General features: G+C 64.1%; 13 protein-coding genes and 2 pseudogenes. 10 read left to right on the top strand and 5 right to left on the bottom strand.

The window, feature by feature from the left end:
* Window positions 1-288: 288 nt before the first annotated feature.
* Window positions 289-732 carry a hypothetical protein gene (locus tag CEW88_RS16230; RefSeq protein ID WP_108968878.1) on the bottom strand — a complete coding sequence of 148 codons (444 nt, stop codon included), beginning with the start codon at window positions 730-732 and terminating at the stop codon, window positions 289-291.
* A gap of 317 nt (window positions 733-1,049) precedes the next feature.
* Between CEW88_RS16230 and CEW88_RS16225 the strand changes: the two genes are divergently transcribed.
* The 3 genes from CEW88_RS16225 to CEW88_RS16215 all read left to right on the top strand — a co-directional run bounded on the left by CEW88_RS16225 (window position 1,050) and on the right by CEW88_RS16215 (window position 4,363).
* Complete coding sequence (locus CEW88_RS16225) at window positions 1,050-2,576, top strand: phospholipase D family protein (RefSeq protein WP_159099641.1); 1,527 nt, start codon at window positions 1,050-1,052, stop codon at window positions 2,574-2,576.
* Between the two features lie 66 nt (window positions 2,577-2,642).
* Window positions 2,643-3,746, top strand: a complete 1,104-nt coding sequence (locus CEW88_RS16220) for an AI-2E family transporter (RefSeq protein ID WP_108968875.1) — start codon at window positions 2,643-2,645, stop codon at window positions 3,744-3,746.
* Between the two features lie 80 nt (window positions 3,747-3,826).
* On the top strand, window positions 3,827-4,363 hold the full coding sequence (locus CEW88_RS16215) for an HdeD family acid-resistance protein (RefSeq protein ID WP_108968873.1): 537 nt from the start codon (window positions 3,827-3,829) through the stop codon (window positions 4,361-4,363).
* 45 nt (window positions 4,364-4,408) lie between these two features.
* On the opposite strand, the gene CEW88_RS16210 is transcribed toward CEW88_RS16215, so the two are convergent.
* A complete protein-coding gene (locus CEW88_RS16210) occupies window positions 4,409-4,810 on the bottom strand; it encodes an excinuclease ABC subunit B (RefSeq protein WP_108968871.1) in 402 nt (133 codons plus the stop codon).
* Between the two features lie 119 nt (window positions 4,811-4,929).
* On the opposite strand from CEW88_RS16210, the gene CEW88_RS16205 reads away from it, so the two are divergent.
* A complete protein-coding gene (locus CEW88_RS16205) occupies window positions 4,930-5,202 on the top strand; it encodes an I78 family peptidase inhibitor (RefSeq protein ID WP_108968869.1) in 273 nt (90 codons plus the stop codon).
* 139 nt (window positions 5,203-5,341) lie between these two features.
* On the top strand, window positions 5,342-5,635 hold the full coding sequence (locus CEW88_RS16200) for a hypothetical protein (protein ID WP_108968868.1): 294 nt from the start codon (window positions 5,342-5,344) through the stop codon (window positions 5,633-5,635).
* 85 nt (window positions 5,636-5,720) lie between these two features.
* Here CEW88_RS16200 and uvrB read toward each other — a convergent pair whose 3' ends face one another.
* On the bottom strand, window positions 5,721-7,919 hold the full coding sequence (uvrB, locus tag CEW88_RS16195) for an excinuclease ABC subunit UvrB (RefSeq protein ID WP_108968866.1): 2,199 nt from the start codon (window positions 7,917-7,919) through the stop codon (window positions 5,721-5,723).
* 234 nt (window positions 7,920-8,153) lie between these two features.
* On the opposite strand from uvrB, the gene CEW88_RS16190 reads away from it, so the two are divergent.
* A complete protein-coding gene (locus CEW88_RS16190) occupies window positions 8,154-8,465 on the top strand; it encodes an ETC complex I subunit (RefSeq protein WP_095881673.1) in 312 nt (103 codons plus the stop codon).
* Between the two features lie 464 nt (window positions 8,466-8,929).
* On the opposite strand, the pseudogene CEW88_RS16185 reads toward CEW88_RS16190, so the two are convergent.
* A pseudogene (locus CEW88_RS16185) lies at window positions 8,930-9,691 on the bottom strand (IS5 family transposase); the annotation flags it as partial.
* A gap of 61 nt (window positions 9,692-9,752) precedes the next feature.
* Between CEW88_RS16185 and CEW88_RS16180 the strand changes: the two are divergent.
* A pseudogene (locus CEW88_RS16180) lies at window positions 9,753-9,953 on the top strand (transposase); the annotation flags it as partial.
* 44 nt (window positions 9,954-9,997) lie between these two features.
* Here the strand turns inward: CEW88_RS16180 and CEW88_RS16175 are convergent.
* Window positions 9,998-10,930 carry an IS5 family transposase gene (locus tag CEW88_RS16175; RefSeq protein WP_108968864.1) on the bottom strand — a complete coding sequence of 311 codons (933 nt, stop codon included), beginning with the start codon at window positions 10,928-10,930 and terminating at the stop codon, window positions 9,998-10,000.
* A 335-nt stretch (window positions 10,931-11,265) separates the two neighbouring features.
* On the opposite strand from CEW88_RS16175, the gene CEW88_RS16170 reads away from it, so the two are divergent.
* The 3 genes from CEW88_RS16170 (at window position 11,266) to CEW88_RS16160 (ending at window position 13,909) form a co-directional block, all read left to right on the top strand.
* Complete coding sequence (locus CEW88_RS16170; protein ID WP_159099640.1) at window positions 11,266-12,099, top strand: glycosyltransferase family A protein; 834 nt, start codon at window positions 11,266-11,268, stop codon at window positions 12,097-12,099.
* Between the two features lie 275 nt (window positions 12,100-12,374).
* Window positions 12,375-12,791 carry a CopG family transcriptional regulator gene (locus CEW88_RS16165; RefSeq protein ID WP_108969877.1) on the top strand — a complete coding sequence of 139 codons (417 nt, stop codon included), beginning with the start codon at window positions 12,375-12,377 and terminating at the stop codon, window positions 12,789-12,791.
* Between the two features lie 26 nt (window positions 12,792-12,817).
* The gene (locus CEW88_RS16160) at window positions 12,818-13,909 is read left to right on the top strand and encodes an extracellular catalytic domain type 1 short-chain-length polyhydroxyalkanoate depolymerase (protein ID WP_108968860.1); all 1,092 of its coding nucleotides are present in this window, start codon (window positions 12,818-12,820) and stop codon (window positions 13,907-13,909) included.
* Window positions 13,910-13,947: the final 38 nt, after the last annotated feature.

The following is a 13,947-nucleotide window of genomic DNA, read 5'->3' as shown; positions in this document are numbered from 1 at the left end:
AACAGAAGGCAGCGCCTTGCGCTCCGAAAGGAACGCCAGGCGCGGCCCGATTGGTGGGGGGCATCGTTGCACCGCTGCAGCCTCGTCCGACAGTCCCCCGATCGACATGATCGGAGCTCCCGAGACAAGCGCTTGCGCGCGGTTTGGTCAGGAGTCCCGGAGCGCCCCACATGCGAGAAGTGCAATGCCGCGCAAAAGGGTAGGCTTGGCTGACCGGTGCGTCTTGGAAGGTCATGGACCAAGTGCCGGCGCGCGCACCGCCCGGCGCGCCCGCGCTTCGGCCCTGGGTCAGCGCAACATCTCGGTCACCGCGTAGCTGCCCCCGGCGCCCGGCAGATAGCAGGTCGCCGCCGACAGCGGGTAGAATTGCGACAGCACGGGCCGGGTCGCATAAGCTGCCGGGCATTTCGGGATCGTCGCCAACTTGTAGCCCCTGCCCGAGAGGCACTGCGCCTCCGCCCTGGCGCGCAGACTCTCGTTGGCGTCGTAGGAATAGGTTTCCCCGCCATAGATCTCGCCGCCGGTGGTCGTGCAGGTGACGGTGTTGCCCTTGGTCACGCATTGGGTCTCGGTCGGGCTCGAGCGGGTCGGCGTGGTGGTCGTCAGGATTTGTGGCGGCACCCTCTGAGCCGCTTCGATCTGGCAATCGGTCGTATCGTTCTGCAGCCGCGCCGCGGTCACGCCTGACGTGACGGGATAGACGATATCGATCGGCTTGCCCTGCGTGACCAATTGCGCTGTCGTAGGCTCGCATGCCGCGAGGACAGAAAGGGCGCATGCCCCCGCCAGGACTCTTGAAAACACCATGTCACCATTCCCAACAGTGGTTCGAACAAGCCGTAGCGGGAGGCAGGAAATCTGCCTAACGAAAAACACAACTCCCCGAAATGCAGCACGCCCTGTGACCACACTACACCGGCGTCAGGCGTTTCGGCCCCGGTGCCCTGCGGCGCAAAAACCGCGCTCCGGACCTTACGTCAGCCGCCCTGCTTGCGGAAATGGCCAAGCTCGGCGAGGCTGATCCTCCGAGCCCAAGATCCGAGGCCACAATGTTCCGGTTCCTTAGCGCCTTCTTCCTTTGCGTCTTTCTGGCGAGTTGCAGCAGCCAGCTCCCCGAGGGTCCGCGCACCACGAGCGCCGCGCTGACGGCACCGGCCTCTGCCCCGCTCTCGCAGATCACCCGCATGTGGCAGGGCCGCACCGACGGCACGTCCGGCGTGCATATCATCAGCAATGGCATCGACGCGCTGGCGCTGCGGCTGGGCCTTGCCGAGCAGGCGGTGACCAGCATCGACGCCCAATATTACCTGCTGCACAACGACGAGGCGGGCCGGCTCTTTACAGATGCGCTGCTGCGCGCTGCGGACCGCGGCGTGCGGGTGCGGCTGCTGCTCGACGACATGGACACCCGCGGCTACGACGAGGCCACCCATGCGCTCGAAACGCACCCAAACATCGAGATACGGCTGTTCAATCCCTTCGCCCGCTCGCATGGCAAGGCGCTTTCGGCGCTGCTCGAATTCCGCCGGATCAACCGTCGCATGCACAACAAGTCGATGACCTTCGACGGCCGGGTGACCATCGTCGGCGGGCGCAACATTGGCGACGAATATTTCTCGGCGCGCGAGGAATCGAACTACGACGATCTGGACCTGCTGGCCGCCGGCCCCGTGGTGGACGACGTTGGGCGCACCTTCGACAGCTACTGGAACAGCCGCTACGCCGTCCCGGCATCGCAGGTGATCACGCCAAAAGAAGACGGGGCCGACCTCGAAGCGGTGCGCACCGCGCTGGCGCAGCACAGGCAGCGGATCGCGCTGACCCCCTACGGCGGCGCGCTGCTCGATCACATCGCGTCGCTGAAGCGCCAGCCGCTGCAGCTCACCGCCGCGCGGGCGACGCTGCTCGCGGATCCGCCGGAGAAGGCTGCGGGCGAGCTGCCTGCCTCCGAGACCTTTGCCGCCTCGATGCTGCCCTACGTGACCGCGCTTGAAAGCGAGTTCCTCGTTGTCTCGGCCTATTTCGTGCCTCGCGACAGCGGCACGGCGCTGCTCCGCGCTCTCGAGGAGCGCGGAGTCGATGTGACCGTGATGACCAATTCGCTCGACGCCACCGATGTGCCGGCGGTCTACGCGCATTATGCCCACTCGCGCCGCGACCTGCTTGAGGCGGGCGTCGACCTTTGGGAGCTGCGGGCCGAGAAGGAGCGGCCGGACCGTACGTTGTCGGGGCTCGGCCTGTCACGCTCGGCGCTACACGCCAAGGCCTTCGTTCTGGACCGCAAGTTGCTCTTCATCGGCTCATTCAACTGGGACCCGCGCTCTGTGCGGATCAATTCCGAGATGGGGATCCTCGTGGACTCCCCTGCCCTCGCCACGCAGGCCGCGGTGAATTTCAAGAAGCTGCTGCCCGAGGCCGCATTCCACGTGCAAATGGGCGAGGACGGCCGGATGCAATGGCTCGAACATGACGCGGGCAACCGCTGGCGGCTCTACCGTTCCGAGCCGATCCTGTCGCAGATGCGCGCGACCACGGCCTGGCTGACGGGTCTGTTACCGATCGGCGGGCAGCTCTGAGCCTGTCCGCGTTGACTTCCCCGCCCGCATCGTCCCCACTCCGGCGACACCCGCCCGGAGGATGACATGGTGCCGATGAGGGATACGCCGTTCCAGACGCTCGTGCTGTCTACGATCTTCGTGCTGGCAGCCGGGACGCTTCTGGTGCTCGGCCGATCCATCCTGCTGCCGATCGTCACGGCGACGATCCTCGTCTATCTGCTGGAGTCGGTGGCCGGCGCCCTGCGCCGACTGCCGGTGCTTGGGTATCTGCCACTCGGCGCGCTGCGACTGCTTCTGCTGGCTTTCGCGGCGACCGTGGTCTTCGTTCTGGCGGCGGTCTTCTCGGCCACCGTGCGCGAGATCATGGCGGTCGCCCCGACCTACGAGGACAACCTTCGCGCCATGGTCGACGGGGTCGCGGGGTACTTCCATTTCGAGAATGACGAGCTCTGGGAGCGCGTCACCGCCGAGACCGTCGGGCGGATCGACCTGCGGCGCTTTTCGCTGGCGGTGCTGGGCGGTTTCACCAACCTTGGCTCGGTGGTGCTGATGGTGATCATCTACGCCGCTTTCATCACCGCCGAGCGCCGTTCCTTCCAGCGCCGCCTGACCGCCGGGCTGCGCTCGCCCGAGCAAAGCGCGCGCGTGCTCGCCGTGGTCGGCGCGATCAACGAGAAGATCAGCCGCTACCTTGCCTTCAAGACGCTGATCAACATCGTCCTGGGCACGATTTCCTATGCGATCCTCTGGGCTTTCAACGTGGACTTCGCGCTGTTCTGGGCGGTGGTCATCGGCGTGCTCAACTACATCCCCTACCTCGGCTCCCTGCTCGCCGTCGCCTTCCCGGTGGCGCTCTCGCTGGCACAATTCGGCTCGATCGGTCTCACCGTCGGGCTTGGCGCGGCGCTCACCGCGGTGCAGGTGACGCTGGGCAATATCATCGAGCCGCGGCTGATCGGCCGGCAGCTCAATCTCAGCCCGTTCGTCGTGCTGCTCGCTCTGGCGCTCTGGACGACGCTTTGGGGCATTCCCGGCGCGATCCTCGCGGTGCCGCTGACCTCGATCCTCGCCATCGTGCTGGCCAGCTTCGACAAGACCCGCTGGCTCGCCTTGCTTCTGGCCGAGCGCGTCGATGTGCCGCCTGCCGCCGAACCCACCCCCCGGCACGGCGAACTTCCCGAACGTTAACGCGAGATTGACAGAGCCCCGGGGAGGGGCGCACCTTCGAGGCACCGGCCGCGTGCCGGGTGTATTGAGGGAATTTGGAAATGCAGCATTGGCTTATGTGGATCATTCTCGGTATCGCAAGCATCCTCGGCGGGCTGTTCGCGCTTTTTAACCCCTTCGCCGCCTCGATCGCGGCGCAGACCATTGTCGCCTGGTTTTTCCTGATCATCGGCGTGGTGCAGGCCATCAGCATCTTCCGCGTGACCCGCATGAAGGAGCGCCTGCTCGCCATTCTGCTGACGATCATCTACCTCTGGCTGGGCATCAGCTTCCTGGCCAACCCGCTCGAAGGCCTGATCTCGCTGACGCTTGTCGCGGCGATCATGTTCCTCGTCGGCGGCGTCGCCAAGGTGATCTACGGCTTTTCGGTCGCAGAGGGGCGCTACAAGCTGGCGCTGCTGATCAGCGGCGCGATCTCGGTGATCCTGGCACTCATGATCTTCACCAATTTTCCGTCCTCGGCGGCGGTGGTGCTGGGCGTGCTTCTTTCGGTCGAACTGCTCTCGACGGGCGTGGCGCTGGTCGCCTTCGGGATGGTGCTGAAGCAGCACCCGGAACTGCGCAAGCGTGCGGCCTGAGCGACAACCCACTTCGAGACCGCATCCGGCCCCGCGGGGCCGGATCTACCCCTGCGGAGGAGTTTGGGCTGCGACCTCCGCCGGGAACCGCCGACGGCACTCGGCCTGCCCGGCCGCCGCATCGCGTCCGAGCTGTGGCAGCGCCGCCCCGATCTCGTCGAGCCGACGGTGCAACTCGTAGGGACGCACCGGAACGCGACGTGTCACCGGCTCAGACTCCGTCCGCCAGCAATAATGCGGGTGCTCGTAATAGATCCCACAGAGTTGCCAGCGCCGGCGGGTCTCCCATTCGGTCACATAGGTGAAGCCGCGCGCCAGATCTCGCGAGATGCGGCTCTGCTCCTGCAGCGCATCGGCATAGAACCGCGCCGCCTCGCGGTTGCAGCGCTCATAGGGCGTGCCGCAGGCCGCCAGGGCGAGACAGGATATGAGCAAAAACCGGTGCATGCGGAAAAGCCTAGCTGCGAACGCCGCGCCGGTCGAGAGCGACTTTTGCGGCCGATCGGTGCTGGACTGCACGTTGCCGTGACCTACCTGTCGGCGTAGGGAAAGCAAGGAGACAGACGATGTTGGGACGGATTGGGATCGCGCTCGGACTCTGCGCGGGCGTTGCCGGCTGCAGCGAAACCGAGAGCGCCGCCTCCAGTGGTGAAGACAGCTGCGGTGCCGCGGCCTATCAGAGCCAGATCGGCCACGCCGTCGGCGACCTCGAACTCACCCCCGGCGCCAAGCTGCGTATTGTCGGACCCGGTCAGGCGATGACCATGGACTACCGCGCAGACCGGATGAACATCGAGACTGACAGCGCCGGACAGATCCTTCGGGTGTTCTGCGGCTAATCGGAAAATCCGTCAAAACGCTCCGAACAACACATTGGTTCCGAAGAATATTTCTGGAACCATCAAGCCGCCCTCACGGTTCCTTTACCGAAACACCACGGCGCCCAAAGCGCCGGATCAAACCGGAAGGGAACTGAACATGCGTACCGGATCCATCGTTGCCCTCGTTGCCGCCGCCGCTGTCGTGATCGGCGTTGGCGCATACATGATCGATTTTGATGTCACGAAAGAGGGCAGCCTGCCCGACGTTGACGTCTCGGTTGACGGCGGCGAGATGCCCGAGGTCGATGCCGAGGTCGGCTCGGTCGAGGTTGGCACCAAGACCGAGAAAGTCACCGTCCCGGATGTCGATGTCGAGGTCGACACCAAGGAAGCCGAGGTCACCCTGCCCGACATCGATGTGACCCCGCCGGACGAGAAGAACGACGGCTGATCGCTCACGCGGTCACACGGTGAAAACGAAAGCCCCTCTCCACCCACCGTGGAGAGGGGCTTTTTCATGCCGGGGGATGGATGGCCTAGCGCTTCCGACGCTTGACGTTGCCGCCGCGCTGGCCTGGACGGCCGGCCGTCGAGCGCCCCTTCGATTTCACCGCAGCCTCCGACGCCGCCTCGACCGCCGATTGCCGCGCGAGCGGGTCGTCGTGGATCGCCAGATCGACAGCCTCGAGCCGCTTGACCTCGTCGCGCAGGCGCGCGGCCTCTTCGAACTCGAGGTTCTCCGCCGCCTTGCGCATGTCGGCGCGCAGCCCCTCCAGCACCGCCTCGAGGTTCGAGCCCTGCTGCTTGGCGTCGATCGACGCGGTCACGCGGTTCATGTCGACGTCGCCCTGATAGAGACCGGCAAGGATGTCGTCGACGTTCTTCTTGACCGTCGCCGGGGTGATGCCGTGTTCTTCGTTGTAGGCCATCTGCTTCTCGCGGCGGCGCTCGGTTTCGGCCAGCGCCCGCTCCATCGAGCCGGTGACGCGGTCGGCATACATGATCACCCGGCCGTCGGCATTCCGCGCGGCACGGCCGATGGTCTGGATCAGCGAGGTTTCGGAGCGCAGGAAGCCTTCCTTGTCGGCATCGAGAATTGCCACGAGCCCGCATTCGGGGATGTCGAGGCCCTCGCGCAGCAGGTTGATGCCGATCAGCACGTCGAAGGCGCCAAGCCGCAGGTCGCGCAAGATCTCGATCCGCTCGATGGTGTCGATATCCGAGTGCATGTAGCGCACCTTGATGCCCTGCTCATGCAGGTACTCGGTCAGATCCTCGGCCATGCGCTTGGTCAGCACGGTGCAGAGTGTCCGGTAGCCATCTGCCGTCACCTTGCGGATCTCGTCGAGCAGATCGTCCACCTGCATCTTCACCGGGCGGATCTCGACCTGCGGATCGAGAAGTCCCGTCGGGCGGATCACCTGCTCGGCAAAGACGCCGCCCGCCTGCTCAAGCTCCCAGTTCGCAGGGGTCGCCGAGACGAAGACCGACTGCGGCCGCATGGCGTCCCATTCCTCGAACTTGAGGGGTCGGTTGTCCATGCAGGACGGCAGCCGGAAGCCGTGCTCGGCAAGGGTGAACTTGCGCCGGTAGTCGCCCTTGTACATCGCGCCGATCTGCGGAACCGAGACGTGGCTCTCGTCGGCGAAGACGATGGCGTGGTCGGGGATGAACTCAAACAGCGTGGGCGGCGGCTCGCCCGGCGCGCGGCCCGTCAGGTAGCGCGAGTAGTTCTCGATGCCGTTGCAGACCCCTGTGGCCTCGAGCATCTCGATGTCGAAGTTGGTGCGCTGCTCGAGCCGCTGTGCCTCCAGGAGCTTGCCCTCTGCGACAAGCTGGTCGAGCCGCTGGCGCAGCTCCTTCTTGATCTGGATAACCGCCTGCTGCATCGTCGGCTTCGGCGTCACGTAGTGCGAATTTGCATAGACGCGTATGCGATCGAAGCTGCCGGTCTTCTCGCCGGTGAGCGGGTCGAACTCGGTAATACTCTCCAGCTCCTCGCCGAAGAACGAGAGCTTCCACGCCCGGTCTTCAAGGTGGGCGGGCCAGATCTCGAGGCTGTCCCCCCTCACCCGGAAGGCCCCGCGAGAGAAGCCCGCATCGTTGCGCCGATATTGCTGCGCCACCAGATCGGCGATGATCTTGCGCTGGTCGTACTCGCTGCCCGCGTGCAAGTCCTGGGTCATCGCGCCGTAGGTCTCGACCGAGCCGATGCCGTAGATGCAGGAGACCGAGGCGACGATGATCACGTCATCGCGCTCGAGCAGCGCCCGGGTGGCCGAGTGGCGCATCCGGTCGATCTGCTCGTTGATCTGGCTTTCCTTCTCGATGTAGGTGTCCGAGCGGGCCACGTAGGCCTCGGGCTGGTAGTAGTCGTAGTAAGACACGAAATACTCGACCGCGTTGTCCGGGAAGAACCCCTTGAACTCGCCATAGAGCTGCGCCGCCAGCGTCTTGTTGGGCGCGAGGATGATCGCCGGGCGCTGGGTCTCCTCGATGATCTTGGCCATGGTGAAGGTCTTGCCGGTGCCCGTCGCTCCAAGCAACACTTGGCTGCGTTCGCCATCGCGCACCCCCTGCGCAAGTTCGGCGATCGCCGTCGGCTGGTCGCCCGCCGGCGAGAACTCGGTCTGCATGCGGAAGCTGATGCCGCCCTCGAGCTTCTCCCGCGTCCGGACATCCGGCGCGGGGGCGTGCATCATGGGCATCGACTTGTCGGAATGGGCATAGGGCATGTGGTCATCTCCAGGCGCCTGCAAGACGTGTCGCGCCGAACGGCAATTTCAAGGGGTTTCGGGCTCGGTTGGCTGGGGGGACTCGCTCGCGGGCGCATGGCATTTTCACGGAATGTTCCTTTTCTGCGGGCAAGACGCAAGGGTTCGGGAAGATTTGCCGCACCGCCGCGCCGCGATCTCTTGCCCCGGCACTATAAATTCTCGATAACGCCAATGAATGTCAGGAGGGATTCCATGCGTGCACGGATTTACCAGCCGTCTCGGACGGCAATGTCGTCGGGACAAGCCAAGACCAGGGACTGGATTCTCGAATTCTTCCCCGCCTCCCCGCGCGAGGTCGACCCGCTGATGGGCTGGACCTCCTCGTCTGACACCCAGAGCCAGGTCCGTCTGAAGTTCGACAGCAAGGAGGCGGCCCTCGCCTATGCCGCCGAGCACGGCATCGAGGCGCAGGTGAACGAGCCCAACAAGCGCAAGCCCAACCTGCGCGCCCGCGGCTATGCCGAAAATTTCGCGGTGGATCGCCGGAGCGCCTGGACGCACTGAGTGTGTAAATCGGAGCAAAGTTGTCTCAAAATCGGGGCAAGGGTCCCGCGAAGCTAAGCATCGAACAAGATATAGGGCGCCCGCTGGGCGCCTTCTCCATATGTTGATATCGCCCCCGTCTCGGATCGATCGGGGTCAATATTCGGATGAAGAGGACACATGGGGCAGCCAAGGTCTATTTCGAAGGGCTGGGATGCATCCCACCTTCACTCGGCTTTTTAGTCATTCCTCCAGGCAGCCGGTCCAGTGAGGCGCTCGGACCGGCCATAAGATCTCGGATGGGTCCGCTTAGACGGCGCGCAACCTGCGCTTGTTGACGCCACTGGACTGAGAGGCCGATCGCTTTGGCGAGGCGAGAGTCAGAGAAAGCAGATGAATGCGCAAACGGAAGCATAAGTATGCGCAAGGGGGGCGTTGTTGCAGAACGGCGTCCTGAGGCGTGGGGGGCCCTTTCCCCGTCAGGTTCAGGTCACGCGGACGATCTCGGCTGTGCCGAGGGCGTTGAAGCGGTTCATGAGGGCGACGCGGATGTGGAATTCGGCAGTCTGGCGGTCGGGGTCTCTGGCGGCGATGCGCTCGCCGAAGGCCTTCAGGCATCGCATCCTGGCCTCGGCGCGGCTGCGGATATGGTATCCGGTCCACCGCTTCCAGAACGCCCTGCTATAGTGACGTGTGGCGCGCAGGGTTTCGTTGCGCGCCCGGGCAGCTGGGCAGTCGCCTTTCCATGGCCGACCGTTCTTGCGGATCGGGATGATCGCAGTGCCACCGCGTGCGATGATGGCGCTATGGCAGCGGCGGGTGTCGTAGGCGCCGTCTGCGGTCACGGTGCCGATGTCTTCGTCGTCCGGGATCTGGTCCAGCAGGTCTGGCAGGACGGGGCTGTCGCCTTCCCGGCTGGGGGTAAACTCGACCGCGCGGATGTCGGAAGTGGCGGTGTCCATGGCCAGATGGACCTTGCGCCATTGGCGACGGCCTTGCAAACCGTGCTTCCGGGCCTGCCATTCGCCATCGCCGAGGAACTTGATGCCGGTGCTGTCCACCAGCAGGTTCAGCGGCCCACCGGCACGGCGATAGGGGATCTGCACCTTAAGAGTCTTCTGTCGGCGGCACAGCGTGGAGAAGTCTGGAACGGGCCAGTCCAGCCCGGCGAGGCGCAGGAGGCTTGCGACCATCCCGGCAGTCTGCCTGAGCGGCAGCTTGAATAGCACCTTGATCGACAGGGGCGTTGTTGCAGAAATCTCATCGTGAAAGATTCACATCACGAATCCAAGCGGTTAGACGGGCGTCATGAGCAAGCCCGAGCCCAAGCCCGCCCGCTACCGCACGACGAACTGGTCCGCCTACAACGCTGCGCTGACGAAGCGCGGGTCTCTGCTGATCTGGCTGGACAAGGAGATGGCTTGGCACGCGCCGCATGAGGGCCGCCCCGGACGCCCGCCAGTCTTCTCGGATGCGGCGATCCAGTTCTGCCTGTCGATGGCGCTGTTGCACAAATCAGATGATTACCGCAGTTCCCCTTTCCCCGGACACACTTATCCCAGGGCCACGGTGACCGGGATGCCGAGGGCAGTGAAGCGGTTCATCACCGCCGCACGGAGCTGAACTTCGGCAACCTGGCGGTCGAAGTCGCGGGACATCAGCTTCTGTCCGAGTAGCTTTACGCAGTTCATTTTCGTCTCCACCCTGCTACGTCGGTGGTAGCCGCTCCAGTTCCGCCACAGCGCCCGGCCAAGATGCTTTGACGTCCGCAGTATCTCGTTGCGCGCTCGGGCTCCTGCCGTGTCCGGCGTCCAGGGTCTCGCGTTGCGGCGGGGCGGAATGATTGCTGCCGCACCGCGGTCAGCGATGGCGTCGTGGCAGGCGCGCGTGTCGTAGGCACCGTCTGCTGTAACGGTGGCGATCTCCTGATCCGGGGGCAGCTGGGCAAGCAGGTCCGGCAGCATCGGCGCGTCGCCGACATTGCTGGAGGTGACCTCGACCGCCCGGATCTCCAGCGTTTCCTCATCGATCCCGAGGTGGAGCTTGCGCCAGACCCTTCGTTTCGAGCCGCCATGCTTGCGCGTGTGCCACTCGCCTTCGCCTTCCACCTTGATGCCGGTGCTGTCCACGAGCAGATGCAGCGGCCCCTTGGAACCGCGATACGGGATCGTCACGCTCAAAGTCTTCTGGCGACGTGACAGAGTGCTGAAGTCCGGCACGGACCAGCCGAGCCCGGACAGTTCGAGCAGGCTCGCCACGAAACCGGTCGCTTGGCGGAGCGGCAGCCCGAGGAGTGTCTTGAGGGTGAGGCAGGCCTGGATCGCAGCGTCGCTATAGGCCTGCTGACGGCCGCGACGCCCCGACGGAATGGCTTCCCAATGCATCGAGGGATCGAACCAAACGGTCAGTGATCCGCGCTGCCTCAGCGCCTGATTGTAGCTTTGCCAGTTGGTGGTCTTGTAGGTCGTCTTCGGAGGTCTGCTCATACCTTCCGGCTACTACATTGGATTCACGAGGTGAATCCCTCGCCCCTTTGTGCAACAACGCCCCAAGCAACCCCACAGCCACTCACCGATTTAATGAAATATTTATTTTTCTAGAATTGACTCAAAACTCCGTGCGACGTCCCGTCTTTCGAATAACCGTGAAGGATATGTATACCCGATTAATAAATATTCATCCAAATACAATATATCACGCGCCGATACTAAATACCTATGGCATGGCATTGCCGAGTGTCGTCACTCCGAGCCTTGCGCCCTGCACCAGACCCTGAGCACAAGGCGCTGAAAACCATGCCCCAATGAAAGCTATGCCCGCCATGACGACATCCCTTGTCTTTATCATTCCAGTCCGTCATCCCAGATCCGTCACGGATTGGAGCGCGCTGCAGAGCTATCTTCGTCAGACGCTAGCATCTGTTTCGGCGCAGACGTCGACCAACTGGGAATGTGTCGTGGTTGCCAATGCCGGGGCTCCATTGCCGGACATGCCCCGGAACTGCCGCATCGTCAGAGTGGACCTGCCGCTGCCGGACCTGCCCGACAGGAAAGCGAACCGGCAATTGTATTACGACGCCGTTCGCCACGACAAGGGACTACGGATCTACGCCGGATTGAAGGGTATCTCAGACACGTCCTGTGTTATGGTTGTTGATCTTGACGACTTCGTACATTGCGGGTTGGCTGCGTTCGTGGATGCCCACCGCGATGCCCCAGGCTGGAACATCCACGAAGGCTATGTCTGGAGCGGGGGCGGCTGGTGTTTTGCGAAACCCGGATTTCACATGATGTGCGGCACGTCGCATATTATCCGGCGCGACCTGCTGGGTTCGTTTTCCAAGGCCAATGGAGATCCAGACATCGCGGCCATCAAACGCCGCTTGGGCAGTCATATTTTTATCCACGAAGATTTGGCAGCGCAGGGCCATCCGCTGCAGGACTTGCCCTTTGCGGGGGCAGTCTACCGCATTGGCAATCCGCAATCGACCAGCGGCAGCGGGCAATTGGCCGCGGTTATGACGCCGCTTGGCGATATGCTGGCCCATCCGGTCCGATTTTTCCGCAAAGTTCTGCGTTATCGACGTGTCACCCAAGATTTGCGTCGGAAATTCACTTTGCCGGATAATCCTTGGTCCGCCTGCCCTGAGAGATAGCTGAGATAAGCAGGCTTAAGTGTTCAGTCCCGGTGTCCTTTGGATCGGGTTGATAATGTACTCCTACGGCGTGAGGCTGTTGGGCGTTTTGAGGCGGCGGACAAAGGCGGGCCCTGCTGCACTTGTCCCTGCAGCAAAGGCAGATGGCGAGCGCCATGCCCCTAAGCGGGCTTAGGTACGCTCGTGGCGCGATCTCACTACAGACTAACGTGCCTGGCCCCTTGCACTCCACAAAAGAACATCCATATGCCATCCATGCAGATGGAGAAACGATGATGGCCGAGGTAAGACAGCTCAGGGGCAAGCAGCCCGACAACGAGAAGATCACCATCAATCTCGGCTTTGTCGACTTGGGTCGCATTGATCTGCTGGTGCAGGAGGGGTTCTACTCGAACCGCAGCGACTTCATCCGCACGGCGATCCGCAAGCAACTGGATACACATGGAGAGGCTGTCGACCGCTCCATCGAGCGCCACACCATGGAGCTCGGCCTTCGGGATTTCGGCCGGGCGGAGCTCGAACAGCTTCGTGCGGCGGGCGAGGTCCTGCATATCAAGGTCGTGGGCCTCGCCCGCATCGGCTCAGACGTCACGCCCGACCTCGCCCGGGCGACCATCGGCTCGATCACCGTTCTCGGCAGCCTCCAGGCGTCCGCGGACATCAAGAAGGCCCTCGCCGACCGCATCCTGTAGCGTCGGCTCTTACAAGGACGGACCAGATGATCAATCTCAACGCCGGCGCATGGCGCCCGGCGACCGGGCAAACGCGCGCTGCGCGGCTTGCCTCCGCCAACGACCTCGTGACCAGAACCCTCGCCCAGCACGGCCTGACGGCCGGACCGGTGGCCGGGCCGCCCGCCGGTGACGGCAATGAAACGCTGACCTCGGCGCTTTCCGGCCTGATGGCGCGCCTACACCCTGACGGCCGGCCCGCCACGCCGCCCGCCGATCTTCCGGACGGCGCACAATTCGCCGAGGACAGTTTCACCTGCGCCGCCGGAACGCGCCGCTACCGCACCTACGTGCCCGCCTCTGCGCAGGAGGGGATCACCGGCCTCGTGGTGATGCTTCACGGCTGCACCCAGACCCCGGAGAATTTTGCCGCCGGGACCGGCATGAACGCCCTCGCCGAGCAGCATGGGTTCGTTGTGGTCTACCCGCATCAATCGCGCGGCGACAACGCCCAGTCCTGCTGGAACTGGTTCAGCCGCGGTGACCAGACGCGGGATCGGGGCGAGCCAGCGATCCTTGCCGGCCTGACGCGCGAGGTCATCGCGCGCCATGCCATACCGGGGGACAAGGTCTTCGTGGCGGGTCTCTCGGCGGGCGCGGCAATGGCAGTCATCCTTGGCGGCGCCTACCCGGAGCTGTTCAAGGCAGTGGGCGCGCATTCGGGTCTGCCCGCGGGGGCCGCGAAAGATGTGCCCTCGGCCTTTTCGGCCATGGCCGGTCGTGAGGCCGGTAGCGCACCGCGCAAGGCACCCACGCGAACCATCGTCTTTCACGGGGATGCCGATGCCACCGTGCACCCGTCCAACGGCGCAGGTATCGTCCGGCAGGCTCTCGAGGGCGGCCCGGCGCAGAGCCTTCAAACCGAAGCTGCGGGCGCGGCGGGGGGTCGGTCCTATAAACTTGGCACGACCTACGACGGCGCAGGCACGGAAGCGGTCGAACACTGGGTCGTCGAGGGGCTGGGACATGCGTGGTCCGGCGGACAGCCCGCAGGCAGCTATACCGATCCGAAAGGCCCGGATGCGAGCGCCGAGATGGTCCGCTTCTTCTTCAACCTCTCCACGCGGCAGACTGGCTGAAGCGTAGGGTCGCCCCTGATATCGCGTGCAGCAATTGC

The organism is Alloyangia pacifica, assembly GCF_003111685.1.
GTDB classification, from domain to species: Bacteria; Pseudomonadota; Alphaproteobacteria; order Rhodobacterales; family Rhodobacteraceae; genus Salipiger; species Salipiger pacificus_A.
Note: the sequence above shows the minus strand (reverse complement) of the source record. Positions and strands in the feature narration are given on the sequence as shown.

Excerpts from the sequence above, each read along its gene's own strand:
- CEW88_RS16225 (WP_159099641.1), top strand. The coding sequence starts at position 1,050 with ATGTTCCGGTTCCTTAGCGCCTTCTTCCTTTGCGTCTTTCTGGCGAGT.
- CEW88_RS16220 (WP_108968875.1), top strand. The coding sequence starts at position 2,643 with ATGGTGCCGATGAGGGATACGCCGTTCCAGACGCTCGTGCTGTCTACG.
- CEW88_RS16215 (WP_108968873.1), top strand. The coding sequence starts at position 3,827 with ATGCAGCATTGGCTTATGTGGATCATTCTCGGTATCGCAAGCATCCTC.
- CEW88_RS16210 (WP_108968871.1), bottom strand. The coding sequence starts at position 4,810 with ATGCACCGGTTTTTGCTCATATCCTGTCTCGCCCTGGCGGCCTGCGGC.
- CEW88_RS16205 (WP_108968869.1), top strand. The coding sequence starts at position 4,930 with ATGTTGGGACGGATTGGGATCGCGCTCGGACTCTGCGCGGGCGTTGCC.
- CEW88_RS16200 (WP_108968868.1), top strand. The coding sequence starts at position 5,342 with ATGCGTACCGGATCCATCGTTGCCCTCGTTGCCGCCGCCGCTGTCGTG.
- uvrB (WP_108968866.1), bottom strand. The coding sequence starts at position 7,919 with ATGCCCTATGCCCATTCCGACAAGTCGATGCCCATGATGCACGCCCCC.
- CEW88_RS16190 (WP_095881673.1), top strand. The coding sequence starts at position 8,154 with ATGCGTGCACGGATTTACCAGCCGTCTCGGACGGCAATGTCGTCGGGA.
- CEW88_RS16175 (WP_108968864.1), bottom strand. The coding sequence starts at position 10,930 with ATGAGCAGACCTCCGAAGACGACCTACAAGACCACCAACTGGCAAAGC.
- CEW88_RS16170 (WP_159099640.1), top strand. The coding sequence starts at position 11,266 with ATGACGACATCCCTTGTCTTTATCATTCCAGTCCGTCATCCCAGATCC.
- CEW88_RS16165 (WP_108969877.1), top strand. The coding sequence starts at position 12,375 with ATGGCCGAGGTAAGACAGCTCAGGGGCAAGCAGCCCGACAACGAGAAG.
- CEW88_RS16160 (WP_108968860.1), top strand. The coding sequence starts at position 12,818 with ATGATCAATCTCAACGCCGGCGCATGGCGCCCGGCGACCGGGCAAACG.